This is a genomic window from Helicobacter cholecystus, assembly GCF_003364215.1.
GTDB classification, from domain to species: Bacteria; Campylobacterota; Campylobacteria; order Campylobacterales; family Helicobacteraceae; genus Helicobacter_G; species Helicobacter_G cholecystus.
Window position 1 is genome coordinate 62,354 of record NZ_NXLU01000002.1, and the last position, 24,270, is coordinate 86,623.

General features: G+C 34.4%; 17 protein-coding genes and 1 other RNA gene. 8 read left to right on the forward strand and 10 right to left on the reverse strand.

Annotated elements, in window-relative coordinates; all coding sequences use genetic code 11:
• Positions 1-68: 68 nt before the first annotated feature.
• From CQA62_RS02125 to CQA62_RS02150, 6 genes are all read right to left on the reverse strand, one after another.
• Entirely contained in the window at positions 69-3,152 is a 3,084-nt protein-coding gene (locus CQA62_RS02125) for an efflux RND transporter permease subunit (protein ID WP_104724580.1), read from the reverse strand.
• Positions 3,152-4,105: an efflux RND transporter periplasmic adaptor subunit gene (locus tag CQA62_RS02130; protein WP_104724579.1), complete on the reverse strand. Its 954-nt coding sequence runs from the start codon at positions 4,103-4,105 to the stop codon at positions 3,152-3,154. The genes CQA62_RS02125 and CQA62_RS02130 overlap by 1 nt, the downstream gene beginning before the upstream one ends.
• A complete protein-coding gene (locus tag CQA62_RS02135) occupies positions 4,102-5,274 on the reverse strand; it encodes a TolC family protein (RefSeq protein ID WP_104724578.1) in 1,173 nt (390 codons plus the stop codon). Before CQA62_RS02135 ends, CQA62_RS02130 begins: the two co-directional genes overlap by 4 nt.
• Positions 5,275-5,282: 8 nt before the next feature.
• Complete coding sequence (locus tag CQA62_RS02140) at positions 5,283-5,642, reverse strand: FixH family protein (RefSeq protein ID WP_104724577.1); 360 nt, start codon at positions 5,640-5,642, stop codon at positions 5,283-5,285.
• Positions 5,643-5,706: 64 nt separating this feature from the next.
• On the reverse strand, positions 5,707-6,891 hold the full coding sequence (locus tag CQA62_RS02145) for a sensor histidine kinase (protein WP_170125568.1): 1,185 nt from the start codon (positions 6,889-6,891) through the stop codon (positions 5,707-5,709).
• Positions 6,839-7,501 (reverse strand): response regulator transcription factor, encoded by a 663-nt coding sequence (locus CQA62_RS02150; protein WP_104724575.1) that lies wholly within the window; start codon positions 7,499-7,501, stop codon positions 6,839-6,841. The genes CQA62_RS02145 and CQA62_RS02150 overlap by 53 nt, the downstream gene beginning before the upstream one ends.
• A gap of 540 nt (positions 7,502-8,041) precedes the next feature.
• On the opposite strand from CQA62_RS02150, the gene CQA62_RS02155 reads away from it, so the two are divergent.
• Complete coding sequence (locus tag CQA62_RS02155; RefSeq protein ID WP_104724574.1) at positions 8,042-10,639, forward strand: hypothetical protein; 2,598 nt, start codon at positions 8,042-8,044, stop codon at positions 10,637-10,639.
• Here the strand turns inward: CQA62_RS02155 and rnpB are convergent.
• An RNA gene (gene rnpB / locus CQA62_RS02160) (RNase P RNA component class A) lies at positions 10,637-10,959 on the reverse strand. The genes CQA62_RS02155 and rnpB overlap by 3 nt on opposite strands.
• A 56-nt stretch (positions 10,960-11,015) precedes the next feature.
• Here rnpB and CQA62_RS02165 point away from each other — a divergent pair.
• Genes CQA62_RS02165 through CQA62_RS02175 form a run of 3 tightly spaced genes read left to right on the forward strand, consistent with a single transcriptional unit; the run spans position 11,016 to position 16,371 of the window.
• Positions 11,016-12,029 (forward strand): efflux RND transporter periplasmic adaptor subunit, encoded by a 1,014-nt coding sequence (locus CQA62_RS02165; RefSeq protein ID WP_158653688.1) that lies wholly within the window; start codon positions 11,016-11,018, stop codon positions 12,027-12,029.
• The gene (locus CQA62_RS02170; RefSeq protein WP_104724572.1) at positions 12,026-15,154 is read left to right on the forward strand and encodes an efflux RND transporter permease subunit; all 3,129 of its coding nucleotides are present in this window, start codon (positions 12,026-12,028) and stop codon (positions 15,152-15,154) included. The genes CQA62_RS02165 and CQA62_RS02170 overlap by 4 nt, the downstream gene beginning before the upstream one ends.
• Positions 15,151-16,371: a TolC family protein gene (locus CQA62_RS02175; protein WP_104724571.1), complete on the forward strand. Its 1,221-nt coding sequence runs from the start codon at positions 15,151-15,153 to the stop codon at positions 16,369-16,371. The genes CQA62_RS02170 and CQA62_RS02175 overlap by 4 nt, the downstream gene beginning before the upstream one ends.
• 163 nt (positions 16,372-16,534) lie before the next feature.
• Here CQA62_RS02175 and CQA62_RS02180 read toward each other — a convergent pair whose 3' ends face one another.
• On the reverse strand, positions 16,535-17,416 hold the full coding sequence (locus CQA62_RS02180) for an aspartate carbamoyltransferase catalytic subunit (protein WP_104724570.1): 882 nt from the start codon (positions 17,414-17,416) through the stop codon (positions 16,535-16,537).
• Between the two features lie 87 nt (positions 17,417-17,503).
• On the opposite strand from CQA62_RS02180, the gene CQA62_RS02185 reads away from it, so the two are divergent.
• From CQA62_RS02185 to CQA62_RS02195, 3 genes are read left to right on the forward strand one after another with little or no spacing between them, the layout of a single operon-like run.
• Entirely contained in the window at positions 17,504-17,980 is a 477-nt protein-coding gene (locus tag CQA62_RS02185) for a hypothetical protein (RefSeq protein WP_104724569.1), read from the forward strand.
• Positions 17,977-18,684 carry a 23S rRNA (cytidine-2'-O)-methyltransferase TlyA gene (gene tlyA, locus CQA62_RS02190; protein WP_104724568.1) on the forward strand — a complete coding sequence of 236 codons (708 nt, stop codon included), beginning with the start codon at positions 17,977-17,979 and terminating at the stop codon, positions 18,682-18,684. The genes CQA62_RS02185 and tlyA overlap by 4 nt, the downstream gene beginning before the upstream one ends.
• Positions 18,650-19,534 carry a bifunctional riboflavin kinase/FAD synthetase gene (locus CQA62_RS02195; RefSeq protein WP_104724567.1) on the forward strand — a complete coding sequence of 295 codons (885 nt, stop codon included), beginning with the start codon at positions 18,650-18,652 and terminating at the stop codon, positions 19,532-19,534. The genes tlyA and CQA62_RS02195 overlap by 35 nt, the downstream gene beginning before the upstream one ends.
• A 370-nt stretch (positions 19,535-19,904) precedes the next feature.
• Here CQA62_RS02195 and CQA62_RS02200 read toward each other — a convergent pair whose 3' ends face one another.
• Both CQA62_RS02200 and secA read right to left on the reverse strand, forming a co-directional pair.
• Complete coding sequence (locus CQA62_RS02200; RefSeq protein WP_104724566.1) at positions 19,905-21,113, reverse strand: ABC transporter permease; 1,209 nt, start codon at positions 21,111-21,113, stop codon at positions 19,905-19,907.
• Positions 21,110-23,638: a preprotein translocase subunit SecA gene (gene secA / locus CQA62_RS02205; protein WP_104724565.1), complete on the reverse strand. Its 2,529-nt coding sequence runs from the start codon at positions 23,636-23,638 to the stop codon at positions 21,110-21,112. The genes CQA62_RS02200 and secA overlap by 4 nt, the downstream gene beginning before the upstream one ends.
• Before the next feature lie 97 nt (positions 23,639-23,735).
• Between secA and lolA the strand changes: the two genes are divergently transcribed.
• Complete coding sequence (lolA, locus tag CQA62_RS02210; protein WP_104724564.1) at positions 23,736-24,242, forward strand: LolA-like outer membrane lipoprotein chaperone; 507 nt, start codon at positions 23,736-23,738, stop codon at positions 24,240-24,242.
• Positions 24,243-24,270: the final 28 nt, after the last annotated feature.

Below are 24,270 nucleotides of genomic sequence, written 5' to 3' on the forward strand. Positions count from 1 at the left end.
GAGTTGATTAGATAATCATTTCGGTAGGATAAAAGTGCTTTATCTTTTCACCACCCTTGGCTCATTAGTTATTTTGATTTTCTTCTAAAATCCTCATAGATATAGAGGCAAAGTGGAATAATAAATAATGTCAAAATCATTGAACTTACCACGCCTCCAAGCATAGGTGCAGAAATGCGTTTCATTACCTCACTCCCAGTTCCGTCATTGAGCATAATTGGAAGTAAAGAAAGAATAAGAGAAAGTGTTGTCATTAATTTTGGACGAACACGTTTGGTTGCTCCATCAATGATACGTTCTTTTAAGGATTGATTTGTTCTCTTCTTCATGGCTTCATCTAGATAAATGATCATCACAATAGCTGTTTCACTTGCCACCCCAAGGAGTGCAAGAAATCCTACAATCACAGCAATACTTAGATTATATGTAAGCCAATCAATCATTAAAAGCCCTCCTAAAATGGAAAAAGGCAAAGTTAAAAACACAATGAGGCTATATGCAAAATTTTTGATTGCCAATAGGATTAAAATAAAAACAAGCAAAATAGCAATAGGGATAATGATTTCCATGCGTTTTAAAGATTCTTCTAAATACTCACTTTCCCCTGAAAATTCATAATAGTATCCACTAGGCATAGAGATTTGAGAAAGAAGCTTTGAGGCTTCCTTTTTGTAGGTATCAGAAGTGATAGAATCCTTTGGGGTAATATAGATGAAATTTGTTTTTAACCCCCCTTCACTTTTGAGCTCAATGGCTGATTCTTTGTAAGAAATCTCTGCAAGACTTGAGAGGGGAATAAATCCAAAAGGTGATTTAATATAGAGATTTTCAATGGCTTCAAGATCAATTCTGTCTTTATCTTCAAATCGCACGCTCAAACCATAGCGTTCCACACCATTGATGATAGTAGAAATCTTTGCCCCATTCACACCTTGAGAAATAAGATTTAAGATTTTTTCTTCTGTGATGTTGTATTGTGCCAATTTTTCCATTTTTGGCTTAATTTCCAAAAAATAACCACGATTGCTTTGCTCTGCAAAAACTGAAAGTGTTCCATCATAATCCCTAAGCTTCTCTTCTATTTGTGAAGAAATTTTTTGCAAAATGTCATAGTTATTGCCAAAAACCTTGATGCCAAGTGGAGTTCTAATCCCTGTAAGAAGCATATCCACTCTCCCTTTAATAGGGTAAGTCCAAGAGTTTGTTAAACCTTTGATTTGTAAAGCTTTTTCAAATTCATTACGCAACTTTTGCGAAGTCATCCCCTCTCTCCATTGGGACTTTGGTTTAAAAGTGATAAATGTTTCAATCATAGCCAAGGGTGCAGGATCTGTTGGAGTGTTTGCACTCCCAACCTTTCCAAACACACTCTCAACCTCGGGAAAAGATTTTAAAATTTTATTGCTTTTATGCAAAAATTCCCCTGCACTTTGAATATTGATGCCATAGTTTGTCACGGGCATATACATCATGCTTCCCTCATCTAATGGGGGCATAAACTCCCATTTTTGAGTTTCATATAAATACACCATATAACCCACAGCACATAAACATCCCAATAAGAAAAAGTATTTCACTTTAAAAGCTATTTTTAAAATTGGGACATAAATAAAGGTAAAAAAACGATTAAGGGGATTTTTCTCTTCATCAATAATTCTTCCCTTGAGAAAATAAACCATCAAAATTGGAACTAAAGTGATGGATAAAATTGCTCCTAAAATCATCGCAAATGTTTTTGTATAAGCCAATGGAGAGAAGAGCTTAGATTCTTGCCCAATTAAACCAAAAATAGGGAGAAAAGAAATGACAATGATCATGAGTGCAAAAAAGACGGCCCCACCCACTTGTTTGCATCCTTGAATAATAGCTCTAATCCTATCAGCTTGAGTATGATTGGGAGGAAGAAGTAAGAGATGTTTATGGGCATTTTCTACCATCACGATAGAAGCATCTACCATTGCTCCAATGGCAATAGCTATCCCACCTAAACTCATAATATTTGAGGTGATTCCAAATACTTTCATGAGCAAAAAACTAAATGCTACACACAATGGAAGGGTAATAACAATAATGAATGCACTTCGCAAATGGAGCAAAAAACACACAACAATCACAAGCACGATTAAACATTCTTCAAAAAGTGTATGCCATAGATTATCAATAGCATCTTGGATAAAGGCACTGCGATCATAGACTGTCAAAATATCAAGATTTGGATTGTCTTTTTGAATTTGTTTTAAGCGAGATTTAAGAGCTTTAATGACACTAAAAGTATCTGCTCCATATCTTACCATTGCTACTCCGCCCACCACCTCGCCTTTTCCATTAAGCTCGGCAATTCCTCTGCGCTCTTTTGGAACAAGATTGATTTGTGCAATATCTGAAATTTTGATTGGAATTCCGCTTATATTTTTTATGACAATCTCTCCTAAATCTTGAGAATTTTTGAGATAGCCTTTGATGCTGATGATTTTCTCAAATCCTCCTTGATAGATAACTCCCCCACCACTATCATTATTGGACTGTTTAATTTTCTGAATAATTTCATCAAATCCAATGTCATATTCAATGAGTTTTTCAGATTTAAGTGTAATTTCATAATTCTTCTCAAATCCACCTATGCTTGCTATTTCACTTATTCCCTCTATCCCTAAAAGATTGTATTTGAGATAAAAGTCAGCAAGAGCCTTTAATTCTTGCAAGGTTTTTGTTTTGCTGCTAATAGCATACATAAAAGCCCAACCAATCCCACTTGTATCACTGCCTAATGTAATTTTTACTTCTTTAGGCAGATTGGGAAGAATTGAAGTGATTTTTTCTAAAATTCTAGAATTTGCCCAATAAATATCTGTTCCATCTTTAAAGATCACATACACTAACCCTTTGCCATATCCACTCATTCCACGGACAACTTTTACATTTTTCACACTCATAAGTGTAGAAGTGAGTAAAAAACTTACTTGCTCATCAATGACTTTTGGGGATTGCCCTTCATAATCAATTTGCAAGATCACTTGTGTAGGACTTAAATCAGGTAAGGCATCAATAGGAGTTTCTTTGATTGCCCAAATTGATCCCAAAATTAAGAAAAAAATTATTCCTAAAACAAAATATTTAAACTTTACAGAAAGTTCAATGATTTTCCCAATCATTAATAACCCCCATTAGCTTGTGCATCAGAATCTAAGATAAATAAGGCATTCTTAGCTATCTCTTCTCCACCCTCTAACCCTGAGAGAATTTCATAATCCCCACCAGCAAGCTTTTTACCCTCAATTTCAATGGGCTCAAATTCACCTTCTTGATTTTTGGCAAATACATATAATTTCTCATTTCTTAAAAGCACGGATTCTTTAGGAACAAATAAAATCTCTTTTGCCTTTTGAAAAATGGTTGCTTTTCCAAAAAGATTAGGGAATATAGAATTTTTAGGATTTTGAAGCAAAAAACGAATTTCTACAAGTTTAGAATCATCTTGGATTTGTGGAATAATTTGCAAAAATTCCATAGAAATAGCTTTTTTAAATCCATTGATTTTTACTTCAGCACTATCAATTTGTGAGAAAAATTCTATTTGCTCTTGTGGAACTTTTGCTACAAACCAAAGTGTGCTTAAATCTAGGAATTTATATAAACTTTCCCCTTTTTTGATGAAGGCTCCATGAGTGATATTTTTTTCAAAGATCACCCCTTGAGTATTGGCATAAAATGGAATACTCACAAAAGCTTTTTTGTTCTTTGTAATAAGCTCAATTACTTTTGGACTTACACCCAGAAGTAAAAGTTTTTCTTTTGTTGTTTGGATATTATTTTTAAACTTTAAAGCATTGATGTATTCATTTTGTGCTTGGAGTAACTCTGCAGAATAAAGACTAAAAAGCTTAGAATCTTTAGAGATATTTTCATAACTTTGCGAAGCATTAAGCTCTGTTATAAAACCATCCACCCTTGAAGTGAAAGTGAAAAATAAATTTTCATTTCCTACCACTTTTCCATAATAGCTCCTTTGTTCTTTGAGAGACTTTTTTTCAACTTTAATTGTTTGCACATAAAATGCTGCAAATGCGTTAATCACAATCAAAAATAATAGAATGATTTTTTTCATTTTGTTTCTCCTAGACTTTCAAGTTCAGCATAAGAAAGCAGTATGGCTCCATAAACTTCTATTCTTAAAAGTTGTGCTTGAAGCAAATCATTGATAGCTTGATGATAGGCACTCATAGCTTGAGCTTGATTTGAAATATTTTTTTGATAAAGCGTAATAAGTTTTTGAAGCTGTGCAATGAGATGTTGATCGATGAGAGATAATTCTTTTTTCTTATGAGAAATAGTGTTTGAAAGAGATTTTATTTGTGCCTTGATCTTATTTTCTAGTGATAGGGTTTGGCTTTTTGTGATTTTTGATTGATCCTTTGCATTTTTGAGGGATAAAATCTCTCTACCATAAAGAGGCAAGGAAAAGCTGATTGCAAATGAAATAAAATCTGGATGTTTTTGACGATAAAAATAATTCACGCTCAAAGTTGGATCGCTTAGAAACGATCGTTGAGCTAAATGGATATTTTCTAAATCAAATTTCTCTTTGAGGGTTTGAATCTTTAGGGCAAAACTTTGTTTATAATATTCCTCACTGAAGTTCTTTTGAATTTTATTTTCAAAGTCGATTCCCTTCTCATTGCCAAATGTTATTTCATTGAGTTTGATAATTTGAGACCTCTGCCTCTCTAACATTTCCTGAAGAGAAAGCTTAATTTTTGTTTCTGAAATTTCTAATTTATAAATTTCATCTAGAGGAAAATTGCTTGTGCCTATATTGATTTGTTGTTTTAGAAGTGAAAGATTCTTCAATGTTTCATTTAAAACCCTAATTTTATTTTGATCTTGATGGTTTTTGATCATTTGAATTTTTATTTGCTTGATGATGTCTTTTTTGAGTGCTTTGAGTTCTAAGAGTTTGATTTGTTTTTGAAGAGAAAATTTTTCTGCTTCTATGGGTTTTTTAGCAAATAAATCAAGTTTTTGAGAGATGCCCACAGAGATGCTTTGCATTGCATCATTTCTATAGGTTGGATTGGATAGATAAAGGGTATTATATCCTGAAGTAATTGTTGGATTGTCCCATTTATAGGCTATTTTTCTTTGATTTTCTAGTTGTTCAATTTCAAGGTTTAAATTTTTTATTCTTTCATTGCTTTTTAAGGCATTTTCAACAATTACTTCAAAACTTTGTGCCCAAAGAATTGGACACAAAACCACAAGAATTAAAACTCTCATCAATTTTCCTAAAAATCTACACTACTTTTGTATGTATATTTCTTGCCATTGACTTGGATTTTGAATTTAAGTTGCCAAGTTCCACCGTGTGGAAAATGCACTGTAGCACTATAACCTTGTGCTTCTTCTTTTGCTTGTGCTTTGAAGTCCATTTTGGGCATACTTGGCATGGGGGGCATAATGGCTACTAATTCTATTTTGGCCCCCCTTACCATGTCTCCATTTTTTTGCAGAGTAATGATAAATTCATTAGCACCACTGCTTAAGGGTTTTTTGGTGGAATACTCTATATCCATTCCTCCAACTTTTCCACTTTGTGCAAACAAAAGCCCACAAAGGGCCACAAATAAGAAAAGGATTTTTCTCATTTTTCACTCCTAAAATTAAATTTCAGAAGCGATTTTAAATTTCTTGTGTGGAGTAAGTGTGGAATCAAAAATAAATGATAAACGTATTCAACCCTTGTGTGCTATCAATTTGAAGTTTCCAACAGTTGTTTTGCACCACCTTTTGCACGATGTCTAGCCCAATACCATAACCTTGAGTGTGCAAATCTCCTCGCTTGTAACGCTTTTTAAATACAGAGCGGAGTTCTTGAGGGATTGGAGTGCCTGAATTTTGGATACAAAAGATATAATTTTTAAGAGTGATGTGGATATTCCCACCTTTAATGTTGTGCTTGATAGCATTGCTTAAGAGATTGTCAATCATTCGACATACTGCTTCTGTATTAGCAAAGAGATTAAGCTCATTTTCAAGTGAGAGGCTAAGTGTAATTGCTTTCTCATTTAAATGCTCTTCAAACATCTCAATACGACTTTTGAGTAATGCCACAAATTCAATCTCCTCCTTACATTCTCTTAAATCTCCTAAAAATAAAAATGTTAAATTGCTATATAAAAATGCAATACGCTTACAAGCTTTTTGGATTCTTGAGATTTTGACTTCATTCACTCCACTTTGCAGTGATTCTACACTCATCATGAGTGCTGAAATAGGTGTATTGAGTTCGTGGGTAATGTCTTTGATGAAATGATCAAGATAGATGACACCATCTCTAATGGGTTTTAAAAACATTTTGCCAAGCACGATTCCAAAAAGCATCACAAACACTAAGCATACAAGTGCCCCCACAAGAATGGAGAATATCAGATTTTCTATCTCAGTAGAGAAATTAAAATTTATTAAAATCCACTCAATCCCTAAATGCCCATAAACTCTATTGCTTAAAAGATAGGCATTATTGCCTTGAGTTACAAATCCATTGATCTGCATATAGGGCAAATTCCCATATAAGAGCTTTTTGTCTTTGTCAAAAAGTGAGAAATTTAAGTGAGGTTCTTGAAAATCTGTAAAAAAATCAGGTTTTATTTTTTCATAACCCTCTATCATTTGTAACGAAATTGCTTTTTGGGCGATTTGCGAAGCTTTAAGTAGCATTTGAGTATGGATGCTTTTATAGATCTGCTCTCTTTGATTAAGAAAAACTAAAAATGCAATCAAGCCCACAAGAAGTACAAAACTCACAATATAAAAGCCCAAAAATCGCACTAAAGCATGTTTTTCATATTTGATTAAAACGATAGCCATTTCCTTTAATATTAGTAATTCTTTCAAACCCTAGATAACGCCTTAGAGTTTTAATATAGCTTCTTAGTGTAGCTTGAGTTGGAGGAGATTCATAAGCCCAAAGATTTGTTGCAAGCTCTTCTAAAGTCAGGACTCTATTGGGATGAGTGCAAAAATATAAAAGCAGAGCATTTTCTTTTTGTGTAAGAGTAAAACTCTTTTGAGTGGAGTGATCGCTTAGAGTGAAATTTACGCTATCAAACTCAAAGCTTGGGTGAATTAAAATCTTGTCCTGGATACAGTAGTGCTTTTTGAGGTTTTTGATCCTTGCTTCAAGCTCAAGGAGATCAAAGGGCTTTTTAATATAGTCATCACCTCCGACCTCAAAACCATATTTGAGATCTTTTGTGCCATTGAGTGCAGTGATGAAAATCGCAGGTGTATGGTTTTGAATATTTCTTAGTCCTTGAAGCAGTGCAAAACCATTAACAGAGGGAACTTGCACATCCAAAAGTAAAAGATCAAATTTCTCTTTTAATAAAATTGCCTCAGCTTCTAATCCGTCTTTGCATGCTTTTACGCTATTTCCCTTTTCTACCAAAAACTCCTCTATAATCTCAAAAAGTAACTCATCATCTTCAAGTAAAAAAATTTTCATCAACCCTATAAATACCTTTCATATGGTAAAGATTGTTTTAATATACTACAAGATAATCTTTGATAAGCAAAGATTTGGTTAATTTAAGGGGCTAAAAGATTTTTTAATCCAACTGCTACAAATTAAAACCTTCTAATCAAAATACCAATAGTGGTGAAAAGTATTTTTATTCAAAAGAATAGTAATTTAATGATGCTTAATTTTGATTTACCTAAGTAGGCCTTTTTGTATAGAGTTGGATTGAGCTTATTTTTTGCTTTTATCTTGTTTTTAGATGATGTGTTAAATAAATCCGTAATTATAATGCAAAGATTTTACAAGTCTTAAGATTTACATTAGCCAAAAAGACAAAAGGTATAGAAAGTGTCATACAATTTTATTTTTTGGTAATTATTATGGATATAGTATCTCATTATTTCCTTCATTCTAGAATCTTTATTAGGTTTTAAATATTATTTAGTTTATTTTAAATTTATGACTTTTTTATCCTATTTTGTATAGAATTCTTTAAAAATATCTTAGATTTTGTGGATACTAGAAATGAGACTAATATCATTTACACTTTTAAGTATATTGAGTATTGCTGAGTGTAAAACTGGAGTTATTCCAATATGGCCTCTTTATAAGGGCGGTGTCTATCCTATTGCTTCTATTCATGCACCCAAAGGATCTGCTACAGGGATTTTGGATACACTTGATGATTTTAATATGCATACATATTATTTTATGATTGAGAATATTGAGGCCAGAGATGAGGCAATTGGATTAGAGATGACTTCAAACAGTTCTAGTGTAAAGATAGTTGGAAGTCTTATAGAGATGTCCTCTATTACCTCCAAAGAAACCAATGCCTATGGCATAAAGTCCAAAAATCTTGATCTTACTCTTGCACCTTTGGATTTGCTATTGGTAAAGGTAGATACTGCAATCACTCTTGAGAGCTTGAGTGCAAAGAAAGATGCTTATGGCATCTTTTCTAATAACCTCTCAATCACAGGCAAGGGAAGAGTATATATGCAATCCATTACCTCTGAAACAGGAGTGGCTACAGGAATTAAATCAAATAGGGCAATACTTCAGAAGCCAAAGTTAGAATTTGAGAGCATCTCAGGAGATTCTGCGGTAGGAATTGATGCATATTCTTTAGAGGCTGATCAAGCAAACATTTCTATTAGCTCAATCACTGCCACAAGTCATGCCTATGGAATAAGATCCCAATCCAATTTGATGATGAATAATCTCTCTTTAAAGATTAATTCTATTACCTCTAAGCAAGGCAGTGCAATAGGTGTAGAACTTAATGGTAGCACTGGAATGCAAGATAACTATTATGCAAGTAGTAGAGGCTCAAGCACACTCGAGTTTAAAGAGGTTTCTGGAGTTAATGCTTTAGGAATCAAAGCAAATGGAGATTCTAATTTGAGAGATGAAAGAATCTTCTTGAAGTTTGGAGGGATTAGTGCAAGTAGTGGAAATGCTGTGGGATACTATTCTATAGGAGGAGATCTCAAAGTTAATAAGAGTGTTTTGGATTTTGGGGAGATTAGCTCTGCTTCAAGTGAGGCTTATGGGTTTGTTGCAGATAAGTTTTCCTTTGTGCTCAATCTAAATAGCTCCACCCTCTCCATGTCATTAAGAGGAAAAAATGGGAGTGCATTTGAGGGATTTAATGGGGCAAAGATTGATGTGTCAATGAGTGATTCTGTGATGAATATTGATGGGAATGGAGGAAGGATTGAGAAACTCGATGTGAGAGGGAAAAATTATATTGATCTCTCAGGGCATTCTCATCATTCACTCAAAGATCGCACAAGTTCAAGATCATTGACTATTCATTCTCTTTCTGGAGATGTAACTATTCCATCAAATAAGATTCTTACGTTTGGGCTTTATTATTCAGCAGATAAAGGGATTGCTGATCATGTGTTGATTGAGGAGAATGATATGTCGCATTGGGCTTATCCCTTTAATATCAATATTGATATCTATTCTGATCTCTCAAGCCAAATCACAACAAAATCCCAGCCTTATGCTTTGCTTCTTAAAAGTAACAATACTATAATAGTTAATGGGATCACAAGCTCTTCTATGGTAGGGACCTCTGTTTTAAATGAGGGGATTGAAAGTGTTATAACTCTTATTCATCGTTATGATGATGGTGCAGGGGAGGCTTATTACTATCTTGATACACGAGAGAAACAGCAACGCTCTTTTAATGCCAATGCTTTTAATCCTATTTTACATGCCATAGATGCAAATCTAGGAAGTTATTTTCTCTCTACCCATACCCTTAATAAGCGTATGATGGGCTTAAAATCAGGGAGAGATGATTCTGGATTGTGGGGAAGAGTATCTTTTGGGGAAGTTGATGGCTTATTTGCTGATATGAGGAGTGTGCATATTCAAATAGGGGGAGATTATCAAAAAGAGAAAAATGGAAGAAATTATTTTGTAGGAATTATTGGGGGTTATAATCCCACGCTTTCAAATGATGAGTGGGTGAGCAATCTTAATCACTATGAAATGGGGGTTTATGGTGGAGTTTATGCTCAAAGTGGGTGGTTTTATTATAGCCAACTTAAAGCAGATTATTTTCAAGCCCAGCTTGCAACATCTCAATATATGGAAAAAACAAAACTTTCTCAATGGGGGATGAGTTTGAGCAATGAGCTTGGGTTTAGATTGAGCTTTGGAGAGGGCAGAGGATTTTTCTTAGAGCCAAAAGCCATGGTGAGTGTAGGAGCACTTATGCCCATAAAATATCAACAAAATATTCTTAATTCTTCTCGCACACTCAGTGGAAATGTTCAAGCTCTTTTTGCCCTAGATTCACAGCTAGGAGGTCGTATAGGATATGCCTTTTTTAGAGGATCAGATATATATGTTGGAGCCTATTATTCCTATAAGGGCTTATACGGTGGTGCTTTAAAGGTAGAGGGAGTGGGATCAACAGGAGAAAAACTGAGTGGAAAATATGCAACAAGTAGATTTAATTCTTTGCATTCAGTCTTATTTGACTTTGGAAGCAATATTGAAATAGGTATAAATTCAAAACTTTGCTTTGATGTTGATTTTGGATTTGGAGATTTGTATCACACAGTATATAGAGTCAATGCAAGTTATCGCTTCAATTTCTAAGTGGGCGTAGCTATAAGCCGAGTTCTGTATTGGGTGGATATTTATCTAGGAGAACATTTTACAATGCCTCTCATAGCGAGAAGTTTAAAATCAAAGACAAAAACCATACTTCTCTTGCTACGGATTGGGTTTACACTGCATACCAAATTACTTTGGTATCGGTGGGCTCTTACCCCGCCTTTTCACCCTTACCATTTATATGGCGGTTATTTTCTGTTGCACTTTCCCTTAGATTACTCTAGCCATCTGTTAGATGGAATCCTGTCTTTGTGTAGCTCGGACTTTCCTCTTTTTTATAAAGCAGCCACCTGCTACACCCACTAAGAAGACAAATTTTAGCTAAAATAAAGCTAATTTTATCTAAGTGAGAGAGAAAGTGAGAATTTTGTATTTATTGTGTATTGCAGGATTATTATTTGCAAAACCTGTGATTGTCAATTCTAAAAAAATCACAAAAGGCAGTCTTGATTCGCAAAATACATTTTTGGGCGTGATTAATTTTAAAGAAAAGTCAAATATTGCCTCTCAAAGTAGTGGAGTGGTGGAAAAAGTACTCTTTACTCTTGGGGAGCGTATTAAAAAGGGTGATAATTTAGTCGTGCTCAATTCTGATTTGCTTCAAAAAGAAATCCAAAGCAAACATGCAAAACTCCAGCAAGCTAAACTTTTAAAAGAATTTCAAGAAAAAGAGCTTAAACGCTATAAAAATCTCTTAGAAACAGATTCAATTGCCCTACAACAATATGAAAAACTCAACTATGAGATTAAAGTTCAGGAACTTGTCATCTCCTCTTTAGAAATTGAAGTTGAGCAAGCTAAAGTGGAAATTTCTAAAAAAACAATCAAAGCTCCATTTGATGGTGTGATCGTGGGGAAAAATGTCAATATTGGGGAGTGGATAAAGGTAGGAGAGAGTGTGTGTGAGATTCTCAATCATTCTGAACCTCAGGCCATTGTAGAAGTCCCAAGTCCAATTCTTAATTATATTCAAGTTGGAGATATGGCAAATATTGGTGTAAATTCCAAAAGCTATACAGGAAAGATCGCAGCCATTATCCCTAAGGCGGATAGTCGTTCAAGAACTTTTCCTGTGATTATTGATTTGCCTAGCGAAGGGAATTTCGTAGAGGGTATGGCAGTGAATGCAATGCTTAAGAGTGGTGGGAAAAGCGAGGGTTTCTTGGTCCCTAGAGATAGCATAGTAGATTATCGTAATCGCCCCTGTGTGTTTGTGATTAAAAATGGCAAAGCTTATGCTATTGGCGTAGATATTTTGGCAATTCAAGGAAATGTTGCGGTAGTTAGAGGCAATCTTGAACTCAAAGATCGGGTTGTGTATCGTGGACAATATCGATTATATAATGGCGCAGAAGTAAAGGATCTTGGTTGAATCTTCTCAAAAGTGCAATTAAAAATCCTGTTGTTATGCTTGTAGGGGTGGTTTTTATTTTTCTTTTTGGCTCTCTTGCGCTTAAAAGCATTCCCTATCAACTTATCCCACAAGTTTCTCGCCCTATTGTAAGTGTTTATACTTCTTGGAGTAATGCAAATGTATATGAGATTGAAGCAGAAGTGATTGTTCCACAAGAAAAAGCACTCAAAAGTCTTGCAGGTTTGCAAGTAATGACTTCTATTGCAAGAGAAGGGAGGGGGAGTATTAATCTAGAGTTTGAAGAGGGAAGCAACCTTGATACAATTTTGCTTGATATCTCTCAAAAACTAGGAGAAATTCGCTCATATCCTGAGGGTGTAAATCGTCCAATCATTAAAGGAAGCGGAGAGAGTGTGCCTCCTAGTATTTATCTTTTCTTACATTCCCTCAATCCTGATCGATCTGTAGAGGATGAGCGTGTATTTTTTGTTAATGAAATTGCCCCATTTCTAGAAAGAATTAAGGGGGTGGGAGAAGTGAGTGTTTTGGGTGGAAGAGATGAGCAGATGCAAATTTTGCTTGACACTAAGCTCTTAGCTTATAATAATATTACTATCAATGAGGTGATTGTAGCAATTTCTAAAGCTAACAAAAACACTTCTGCAGGAATCTTAGATTACAGTTCAAGAGCTTATAGGATTAGAGTAGATTCTAAATTTAGCAGTATTGATGATATTTATAATGTTGTCATCAAGAGTGAGAGGGGGAGAAATATTTTATTGAGGGATTTGGCAGATGTAAAAGAGGGTTTTGCTAAATCTCAAGTTTATAGCTTCCATAATAATGAAGATGCAATCTCTGTTCGCATTCATCCTAGTGTTAATACCAATGTGCTTGAACTTACAGAGGCTGTAAGAAAAGAAGTAACAAGACTTAATGAAAATATCCTCAAACCTCAGGGGTTAAGTCTTGAGTGGAGTAGAGATCAAGAAGGGTATATCCTAGAGGCAATAGATTTGGTGAAAGAAAATTTATTGTATGGAATATTATTTTCTTGTTTAGTGCTTTTGATTTTTTTGCGTCAGATGAGTTCAGTTTTAATTGTGACTTTTGTAATTCTCTTAAGCACTTTTGGGACTTTTATTGTGCTGTATATTTTTAATCGAACGCTTAATATTGTCTCTCTTGCAGGAATTTCTTTTGCGATCAGTATGCTTGTAGATAATGCCATTGTTGTCTTAGAAAATATTCATCAGCATAGATTAAAAGCAAAGAGTCTTTTTCAGTCTGCATTAGATGGGACTTATGAGGTGGCTGGGGCAATTTTTGCCTCAGTGTTGACAACAGTGGCTATTTTTATCCCCATTTTGGGGTTAAAAAGTGAGAGTGGACAGCTTTTTTTTGATATTGCTCTAGCATCAACTTCTGCACTTCTCATTTCACTTTTTATTTCACTTTTTATTATTCCAATGCTTGTTTGTGAGTTTGAAAAACTCTCTTTATTGCGTTGGGATATTAAAAAGTTTTGGGATTTTATTTTTACACCTTTAGAATATGGGGGAAGAGGGTTTTATTTTGTCATGCACAAAGCTTTAAATTTTTTTTTGAAAAATTGGCTTAGACGTTTATTGTGTATTTTTGGTTTCAGTGCAATGAGTGTTTATCTGTATTTTGTGCTAATGCCAAAAATCTCTTATCTCCCTCATGGAGACCAAAACTTTGCAATTGCATATTTAAGTATCCCTCCTGGACTTTCTTATCAAGAAAGAAAGGGAATTGCAAAAGAGATTTATGAGAAAAATAAACATTATCTCTCAATTAATGGCTATAAGGGAGAAAAACAAGGGATTGCAGCCATTAAGGATCTTTTTTTTATTGGAAGTGATTCTTTTATGATGATTGGAGCAATTGCTGAGGATAAAAGCAAGATTGAAATGATGAGCAAAAAGCTTCAACAAGACATTTCCTCTATCCCCTCTGTGCGAGGAAGTGTATTTCAGCAAGGAATCTTTGATGGGGGGAATGGGGGATTGAGTGTTGATCTTTATATTAATGGGCATAATCTTGATACCCTTAGAGCTAATGCAGAAGAAATCATTGAAAAAATCAAAGAAAAGATCCCTAAAGCTAATGTTAGAGCAGTTCCAACACTTGAAATTAATAATAAAGAAATTGCCTTTTACCCAGATTTACAAGCTCTAGCACTTAATGGGTTAGATGCTAAGAGTTTTGGAGAGGTAATTAGCACGATTTTAAGTGGAAAGGTTATTGGAGAGTTTCAAACCCCTAGTGGACGAAATATTGATTTGATTTTAAAATCAAACAACTACAATCAAATCGCTCCAGAAGATCTTAGCTATGCACAAATCTACACCCCTCAAGGCAATATAGTTTCCCTATATTCACTTGCTCAAATTAAAGAACAATATGGGCTCACTCAAATCCGTCACTATGAAAGAGAGAGAAGCTATTTGCTCATCATTCTTCCTCCTAAAGATATGGATTTAGAAAGTGTGATTAAGATCATTAAAAAAGAAATTTTGCCTACCGTGGATTTAGGAGAGAATAAGGTTTTACTTAAGGGAAGTGCCAATGAGCTTGAAAAAACCAGTTTAGATCTTTTGGGTGGATTTGCTTTAGCTGTGGTGATTACTTATCTTTTGCTTTGCGCGCTTTATGGAAACTTTATTTATCCTTTCGTGATTATTTTTACACTTCCTTTTGCCGTGGTAGGAGGGTTTATTGGGCTAAAGCTTACCAATCTTTTTATTGCACCCCAACCCCTAGATGTGCTTGGAATGTTGGGAATGATTATTTTGGTAGGAAGTGTGGTGAATAATGCGATTTTAATTGTTTATCAGAGCTTAATTAATATTAGAAATTATGGACTTAGACCCTATGAAGCTGTATTAAATGCAACTTTAAGCAGAATGCGACCAATTTATATGAGTATGCTCACAAGTGTATGTGGGCTTTTACCTTTAGTGATTTTTAGTGGGAGTGGGAGTGAAATTTATCGTGGGCTTGGAGCGGTGATTATAGGAGGTCTTGTGTTTTCTACTTTGATTAGTCTTTTTGTCATTCCTTCCCTTTTACTCTTTTTTATCCAAAGAGAAAAAGCACAAAAAGGAGGAGGAGAGTGAGAAGGGTAGGAGTGTTGCTTTATTTTGTAAGTTTTGTATTTGGATTAGATATTAATGAGAGTGTGCAAAAAGCATTGCAAAAAAGTCATAAAATTAAAGAGCAGCACCATATACTCTCTTCTCTCAAAGCCCAATTAGGAATCTATGAAGGGGCATATTATCCAAAGATTGATTTAAGCAATGAAAGTAGTTACAACACACGCAATAATCTCAATAATAAAACCTCTCTTGTGCTGAGCACTAATCTTTTTAATGGAATGAAAGACTATAATACCCTTAAAATGCAAGAACAAAATATCCAAGCTCAAGATAGCGAGATTGCCAAAGTGCAAGGGGAGGTGAGATATGGGATTAAAAAGCTTTACACTCAAATTCTTCTTGCTAAAGGATTGCTAGAAACCTCACAAGAATCAGCAAAACTTCTTGAACTCCAGCTTTCTCAAGCCAAACAATTTTATAAGCAAGGGATTTCAGCAAAAAATAATGTTTTAAGTGTAGAGGTCTCTCTTGCAAGTGCTCAGCTTGATATTAATTCTTATATAACTCGCTTGCGCTATTTGCTTACTTCACTTGAACTTTTGCTTGAGGAGAGGGTAGAGCTTAAAGAGCTTAAAGATTTAGCTTCTTGTGAGATTGAGCTTGATTATGACCAATTGAGTTTGATTCTTTTTGAGCATCATCAAGAATATAAAAAACTCAAAAAGCAAGAACAGGCCTTATTCTTTGAGATTGAAAGTGCTAAGGGAGCGTATTATCCAAGGATTGATTTAAGTGTAGGAGGCAATGTGGTTGCAGGATACCAAAACTATTCTCAAGCCAATGTCCAATTAGCGCTCACTTTTAATCTCTTTAATGGTCTTAAAGATAGCTCATTTATACAATACAAGCGTTATGAGCTTTTAAGTTTGCAATCTAAAATCCAAGCCTACCAAAAGCAAGTTCTCTCTGATTTGAAAAAGGCAGTTGGAGATTTTAATCTTGCCAAAGATCAATATCTCCTTTCTAAAAAAACAATCCAATCTGCTCAAGAGAATTATCGTATTGTGTCTAATCGTTATAAACAAAATCTAGAAAATTCCACCACTTTACTTGATGCAGAGCTAATGCTAAAAACTGCAAGGGCCAATCTTCTCCAAGCCCAATATGGGATTTGGGATAATCTTTTTTATGTAGAATATTTAATAGGCAGAGAAGTGGGGGACTTTCTTATCCAATAAGAAAGTGGATTTCTCTTAAAAGAATCTTCCCCTACAATTTATCTTAAAAACTACTAAAACTCTCACTAAGGGACATAGGAAATTATTATGCAAAAAAATAAAAACTTTTATATTCAAGAACTTTATAAAGCTTATGAGAGATTAAAAAGCAGGGAGGAAGGGGCTAATCATTGGCCTTATTGATAAAGAAATCCATCACAGCCATTCTTATAAATACACCATTTTGGACTTGGTCAAGAACTTTACTCCGTGCATCATCGAGTACAAAATCTGAGATATCTATATTTCTATGCACAGGTCCAGGGTGCATAATCACTAAGGGTTTATCTGCAATTCTCTCAAGTGTTAGGCAGTAATCATCTGCATAATCTTGCAAACTTCCATAGGTTTGAAGGGCATGTCGCTCTGTTTGAGTCCTTAGACTAATGAGTGCGTCAGCTTTTTGGATAGCTTCTTGCAAAGAATATGTTGTAGGAAGTGAGGTTTGGGGTAAGAAGTGAGGAGGGGCTACAAGTAAAAGCTTTGCACCAAATCTAGGCAAAAGAGCAATATTGCTATTAGCAACTCTTGAGTTTTTAATATCCCCGATAATGGCAACAGTTTTTCCCTCAAGACTTCCAAAATTCTCAAGCAAGGTCATTAAGTCCAAAAGAGCTTGAGTGGGGTGAGAATGTGCTCCATCTCCGCCATTAATGATAGGACAAGAAACCTTAGGGATCAAAAAATATCCAGCACCTGCGGTGCTGTGACGAATGACAATTGCATCAGGATGCATTGCATTAAGGTTGGCTGCTGTATCTTGGAGTGTCTCACCCTTGCTTGTGGAGCTTCTGCTTACATCTAGACGGATTACTTCTCCTCCAAGATTTTTAACTGCAATCTCAAAGCTACTGAGTGTGCGAGTTGAATTTTCAAAAAAAGTTGTGATAACCTTCTTATCTTGAAGTGTTTTTTGGATATTGCCTTTTTTATATTCAAGAGCTTGGGAGAGGATTTCTTCTATTTCCTTATGATTAACATCATCAGTATGGATAAGGTGGCGCATAAAATTCTCCAATTTTTATTGTGATTTTAGCAAACTTGAGAATATGGGGGTGTGATAAAATTTTAAATCTAAAAAATTGAGGAAAGTATGAAAAGAATTTTATTTGGGCTATATGCTCTTTTAATGTGCGCATGCAGTAATTTAAGTGATCCTAGATTCTCAAAAGATTTTTATGAAGAAAAGATGATGCAACTGACAAGAAAAGGGGAGATTATTGCTAAAAATAAAACACAAGTTGTAATGTTTGTTACCTATTTGAGTGAACTTAATCGTGAAAAATATGAAGATGGGGAATACTTTTTTGTAGAAATTTCTTTTGAGGATGAAAAGCTTGGAATTAAAGATATAAATTTCTCCCTTGCGGGTGATTCTCCTATTGAGATTGCATATATTAAAGATCCTCAAAAACAAAATTTTTATATTCACTCCCCTTGGAATAAGGGTTATTTAGTAAAATTTGAACCTGTGGCACAAACTGAGCTTGCGACTTTGAATCTTTTAGCCATGATTGGAAAAGAAGTAATGGTGTTTGATTATAGTTTTAAGCATGAAGGTATTTTGTGAGATTAGACATCTATCTTTATAAACATTCTTTTGCGCAATCACGACAAAAGGCTCAAGAACTCATTGCCAACTCCTGTGTTTTAATCAATGAGAAAATTTGCACAAAAAACTCTTATGAAGTTTTAGAGGATGATAGAGTAGGGGTATGTGGGGAGAGGGTGTGGGTTTCTAGAGCAGGAGGGAAGCTAGAGGGGTTTTTGCAAAATCATGATATTGTAATCCAAGGTAAAAGAGTTTTAGATATTGGTTCAAGCACTGGAGGGTTTAGTGAAGTACTTTTAGAATATGGCGCAAAAGAGATTGTTTGTGTTGATGTAGGAAGCAATCAGCTTCACCCTTCACTTAAAGAAAATCCTAAAATTACTTGTTATGAAAATACAGATATTAGAGAATTTGTTTCAGAAGAGTTTGAGCTTGTAGTCTGTGATGTGAGTTTTATCTCTTTGAGATTGATTTTTCAAAGCATTCTCTCTTTGTGTAAAGATGAATGCATCTTACTCTTTAAGCCCCAATTTGAAGTGGGAAAACAGATTAAGAGAAATAAAAGAGGGGTGATTAAAGAGAGAGAAGCTGTGCAAAATGCCTTAGATGCGTTTGTGAAATGGATTAAGGATTTTAAAGTGCAAGTGCTATGTGTGCAAAAAAGCCAAGTTAAAGGAAAGAGTGGAAATGAAGAGTATTTCATCTATTGGAAGAAATCCTAAAGTCCAAGCATTATGTATTGGAAAATTTGATGGGATGCATCAAGGACATCAAGCGATTTTTTCTACTCTCAGTAATCAAATCAGATCAAAAGAGGAAGGCAGTGTGCTTGTGGTTTGTAAAAATAGAACCAATCCCTCTCTTACCCCTTTTCAAGAAGAATGCTTTCCCTTACCTATGATCTATTTAGAGCTTTCAGAAATTTCTTCAATGAGTGGAGAAGAATTTTTGCTTTTTCTCAAAGATAAATATCCCAATCTTTTTGTGGTTGTTGTTGGAGAGGATTTTAGATTTGGAAAAAATCGCAGTTGTGGCATAGAAGAACTTCAAAAGCATTTTAAAACAATCATTGTCCCTGAAGTTAAACTTGATGGAGAGGGGATTCATACTCAAGCAATTCTCTCTTATCTTGCAGAAGGCAATTTGATCAAAGTAAATGCGATGTTAGGGAGGATTTATTGCATTAGGGGGGAGATTTGTAAGGGGCAAGGGTTGGGAAGAGAAAAGCTCTATCCTACACTTAATCTTTTAGCACCTTTATACATACTCCCTCAAAGTGGAGTGTATATTACTTGTTCAAAACTCAAAGGTAAGTTTTATAAGAGTGTAACCTTTTTAGGGCATCGTTTAAGCACTGATGGAAAGTTTTGTATTGAGAGCTATTTATTGGAGTTTGATGATGAGATTAGGAGTGGAGAGATGGAGATTTTCTTCTTTGAGAAGATGAGAGATAATCAGCATTTTAATTCTTTAGAAGAACTTAAAATTCAAATTGCAAAAGACATTGCTTTAGCAAAAGAATATCACTCTGCCCAAGAAACAATCACCTTAGTCACTTCAAAACTTTTGTAAAATGATTTAAGAAGTAAAAGCTCAAAAGGGGAGCAAGAAATTGTGTATGTCTGTGAAGAAATTAGGTGTAAGTTCAGAAGAGATTTCAAAGAGCATAAGTATCAGGATAGAAATAAGTGCTAAAACTTCCATTTTGAAGCAGTGGAAGTGATGAAAAGATTAAGAAATGCAGTGAGTAAAATAATCTTAAGAATGTCATCCTAACTCTATTAATGGGGGGATACTTTTGTAAAAGAAGTTTATAATTTTTCATAGACCTTAGAATTTACCCACTGGTAAAAAACAATTTCTCTGAATACTTGATAGGAAATTTACAACCCTAGGCATCCTTTTTAAATAAATATAAGACTTAATTTTTTTAAGAAAACTTTTATTCATTTCTTAAAACATCTAAAAGATTAATTGTACTTGCTTTCTTTGCTGGGTAATATGCAGAGAGAAGAACAATAAGGATTGATCCAAGAATAATTAAAGAGAGATCAAGTAAACTTAAATCAAGAGGAAGTTTTGTTGTGCCATAAACATCTGCAGGAAGAGAAATAATGGGAAATTTTCTTAAAAAGATCATCACTCCTCCTCCCAACATCAATCCTACAAAAACTCCACTTAGACCAATAAAGCTTCCAATACAAAAGAAAGTTTTTTGAATTTCTTTCTTACTTGCCCCCATACTTAAAAGTAGGGCAATTTCTTTTCTTCGATTCATAATGACCATTAAAAGTGAACTAATAATATTTAATGATGCCATTAAAATAATGAGTAAGAGCACAATAAAGAGTGCACGTTTCTCAAGCTCCATCGCTGAAAAAAGATTGCCATTTTGATGCCACCAACCTTCTAAAAAAAATATTCCTTTATAATGCTGATTTAGATATGCTGAGATTTTTTCATAATCTTTCATAGGATTTAAAGAGTTGATATGGATTCCGTCATAATGCTTTTCATCAATATTTCTTAGCTTGGCAATGGAACTTAGCGTAGTGTAAGAGTAACCTCTATCAAATCCTCTAATCCCTGAGTGAAAAAATCCTCCCACATCAAATCGTTTCATTATAGGAGTAAACCCCATAGCATTGGGAGAAAGTTCTGTGAAAAAGAAAGTCAGTCTCTCTGCAATTCTTACTCCATAGGATTTATAAAAATCTTCTCCCATAATCACCTCAAAATCTTTAAGTTTTTTGCCATTGAGTGCTTGGGCTAAGATAGGGTTATTCTGTGATTCAAAATGTTCATCAATTCCAAAAATGACAACAGGAAAGATTCCATAGTGGGTTTTAATAATTGCATGGGATTGCAAATAGGGGCTAAAGATGAGGTCAGGAAATTCAATTTGTAGGCGATAGAGAAGTTCTTTGGGGATCGAGTTTTTGGTATAGCTCTTAAGATTAAGAGGAGAATTCATTACAAAGATTTTTTCTTTAAATTCTTTACTTACTCCATTCATAATAGCCATAGCTACACAAAGTACCATTACCCCAATGCTAATTCCCAAAAATGCTAAAAGTGTGGTAATAAAGATAAAGGGTTGTGTTTTATCAAATTTAAGATACTTAGGAAGAAGGAAAGAAGTAAGCTTCATTTCCCCTCTTTTGCTAGCAAGCCTTTTTTAGGACCACTTTTACCATGGCATTGTTTATATTTTTTACCACTTCCACAGGAGCAAAGTTCATTTCTTGCAATTTTTCCTCTAAAGGGGGAATTTGTAATTGTATTTTGTTCCTCAAGATTATGCAATGCCCTTTGGTTTGCTTCTTGTTGTTGGGGTTGGATTTTGATAAGATGAAGCATTTTAATTGCTTCTGCTTTAAGGGTATTCCTAAGCTCTAAAAAGAGGTTATAACTCTCCTTTTTATATTCAACAAGTGGATCTTTTTGATTATAGCCTCTAAGACCAATTCCAGTTTTAAGATTATCCATCATATACAAATGCTCTCTCCATGCATTATCAAGTACCTGTAAATAGACAATACGCTCAATCTCATGACGTTCTTTTTCTCCAATAATGGCCATTTTTTCTTCATAATCATTCTCAAGTTCAGAAATAATTTTTGCACATAATTCTTCAATTTCAAGATTTTCAATATCTTTTAATTCAATTCCAAAGCCCTCTTGGAAATAAGCCTTGATTTTTTCAATCTCACTTGCCTCAGGTTTATGAAAAATGTTTAGATTCTGTAAAATTGATCCTACAAGCTCTTCTCGATCTTGTTTGATTTTATTTGCAATTCCAAATTCTTCATCAAGTAAATCATTTCTTAGCTTATATACTGCTTTTCTTTGTTCGTTTGCAACGTCATCATATTCAAGAAGATACTTTCTTGATTCAAAATGAAGGCCCTCAACTTTCTTTTGTGCATTTTCAACAGATCGTGTCACAAGGGTTGATTGGATATGCTCACCATCTTTTAGTCCTAGTTTCTCCATAACCCCCTTGATTTTATCGCTTCCAAAGATGCGCAAGAGGTTATCTTCAAGACTTAAATAAAACTGCGATGCTCCTGGATCACCTTGTCGTCCACTTCTTCCCCTGAGTTGATTGTCTATCCTTCTGCTCTCATGGCGTTCAGTTCCAATAATATAAAGTCCCCCAAGTTCTTTGACTTCATCTGTGAGCTTGATATCCACTCCTCGTCCTGCCATATTTGTTGCAATGGTTACAGCCCCCTTTTTTCCCGCATCTTTAATAATCTCTGCTTCTTTAGCATGTTGTTTAGCATTAAGCACAGTGTGAGGGATACGCTCTTTTTTAAGAAGCTCATGCAATACTTCACTTTTCTCAATGCTTGCAGTTCCAACAAGCACGGGTTGACCCTTGGCATGAAGTTCTTTAATTTTCTTAATCACAGCTTCAAATTTCTCTCTCTCGCTCTTGTAGATAAGATCATTAAAATCTTGACGTTTGATAGGAATATGGGTAGGAATGGATACAACATCAAGATTGTAGATTTGTAAAAATTCTCCAGCCTCAGTTTGTGCTGTTCCTGTCATTCCTGCGAGTTTTTCATAGAGTCTAAAATAGTTTTGAAAAGTGATATCTGCTAAGGTTTGACTTTCTTCTTTAACCTCAACCCCTTCTTTTGCTTCAATGGCCTGATGAAGTCCTTCGCTAAAGCGTCGTCCCTCACTCAATCGTCCTGTAAATTCATCAACAATCACCACCTCACCATTTTGAAGAACATAATCTTTATCTTTTAAGAAAAGATAATTTGCCTTAAGGGCTTGGTCAAGGTGATGAGCAAGCCCTGCATGTTCGATGTTGTAGAGATTATCCACACCAAAAAGCTCTTCAGCTCTTAAAATTCCTTCTTCGGTCAAAAGAATAGTGCGATTTTTTTCATCAACATTAAAATGTTTTTTATTTTCAAGTGTTTGGGCAACTTCATTGGCAATTTGGTAGTTTTCAAGCTTTCTATTTGCAGGACCAGAAATAATCAGCGGAGTTCTTGCTTCATCAATAAGGATTGAATCTACCTCATCAACGATAGCAAAATAATGATCTTTTTGTGCTTTTTGATCTAAAGAGTATTTCATATTATCTCGTAAATAATCAAAACCAAATTCATTGTTTGTTCCATAAACAATATCGCAAGCATAGGCTTTTAATCTTTCTTCCTCATCAAGTCCAGAGACAATAGCACCTATAGAATATCCTAAAAATTCATACAATGCTCTTAGCTCTTCACTGTCTCTTTTAGCCAGATAGTCATTAACTGTTACGACATGCACACTTTTTCCGACCATCGCATTAAGTGCGACTGCGAGAGTAGCAACAAGAGTTTTTCCTTCTCCTGTTTTCATCTCAGCAATTTTTCCATCATGCAAAACCATTCCTCCAATGAGTTGGACATCATGATGGCGTTTGCCATAGATTCTTTTACTTGCTTCTCTTGTGATAGCAAAGCTATCAAAAAGCACATCATTTAAACTTGCATTTTGATTGAGAACTTTATTTTTTAGAGTATGAAATGCCTCTTTAAGCTGATCATCACTTAAACTTTGATATTGAGATTCTAAACTATTGATTTTTTTGACTTTTTTTTCATATTGTTTAAGCATCCGGGAATTTCTTGTCCCAAAAATAGTCCCAAAAATAGATTGAAGCATAACTTAAAGCCACCTTTTATGATATCTTTTTTATAAATTTTAACACAATGCACTATAAAATACGACTTTAATCTTTTGGCACACAGGGGTAAAATTAATGAAAAGAATCTCTTTTTTTCTTATCTTTACACTTTATTCTTATGCTTTGCAAATTCACTCTATAGAGGCCGATTTTATTCAATCTAGTAAAACTCAGCCCATTTTTTATAAAGGTAAATTTATTGCTTCAACTCCTAATCTTGCAAGATGGGAATATATTCAACCTTTGAGAAAAGATGTTTATATTAGTCCAACACAAATCATCTCTTATGAACCTATGCTCTCTCAAGTTATTATTAAAAAAATGAGTTCAACATTAGATTTTATTGCAATTCTTAAAAATGCTAAACAAGATAGCAAAGAGCCAAATTTATACCATTCAATCATTGAGGATATGCATTATGCAATTTATTTTAAAGATCAAATTCCTCAAAGGGTTGAATATCAGGACCAATTAGGTGAGAGTATAGTGATTGAGCTTAAAAATGTTAAGCTCAATGTTAAAGTGGATAAAAAAGATTTTGAGTTTGTGATTCCAAAAGGAATTGATGTCATAGAGCAATAAAATTTGCTAGTATTTAAAGCTTAAAAAA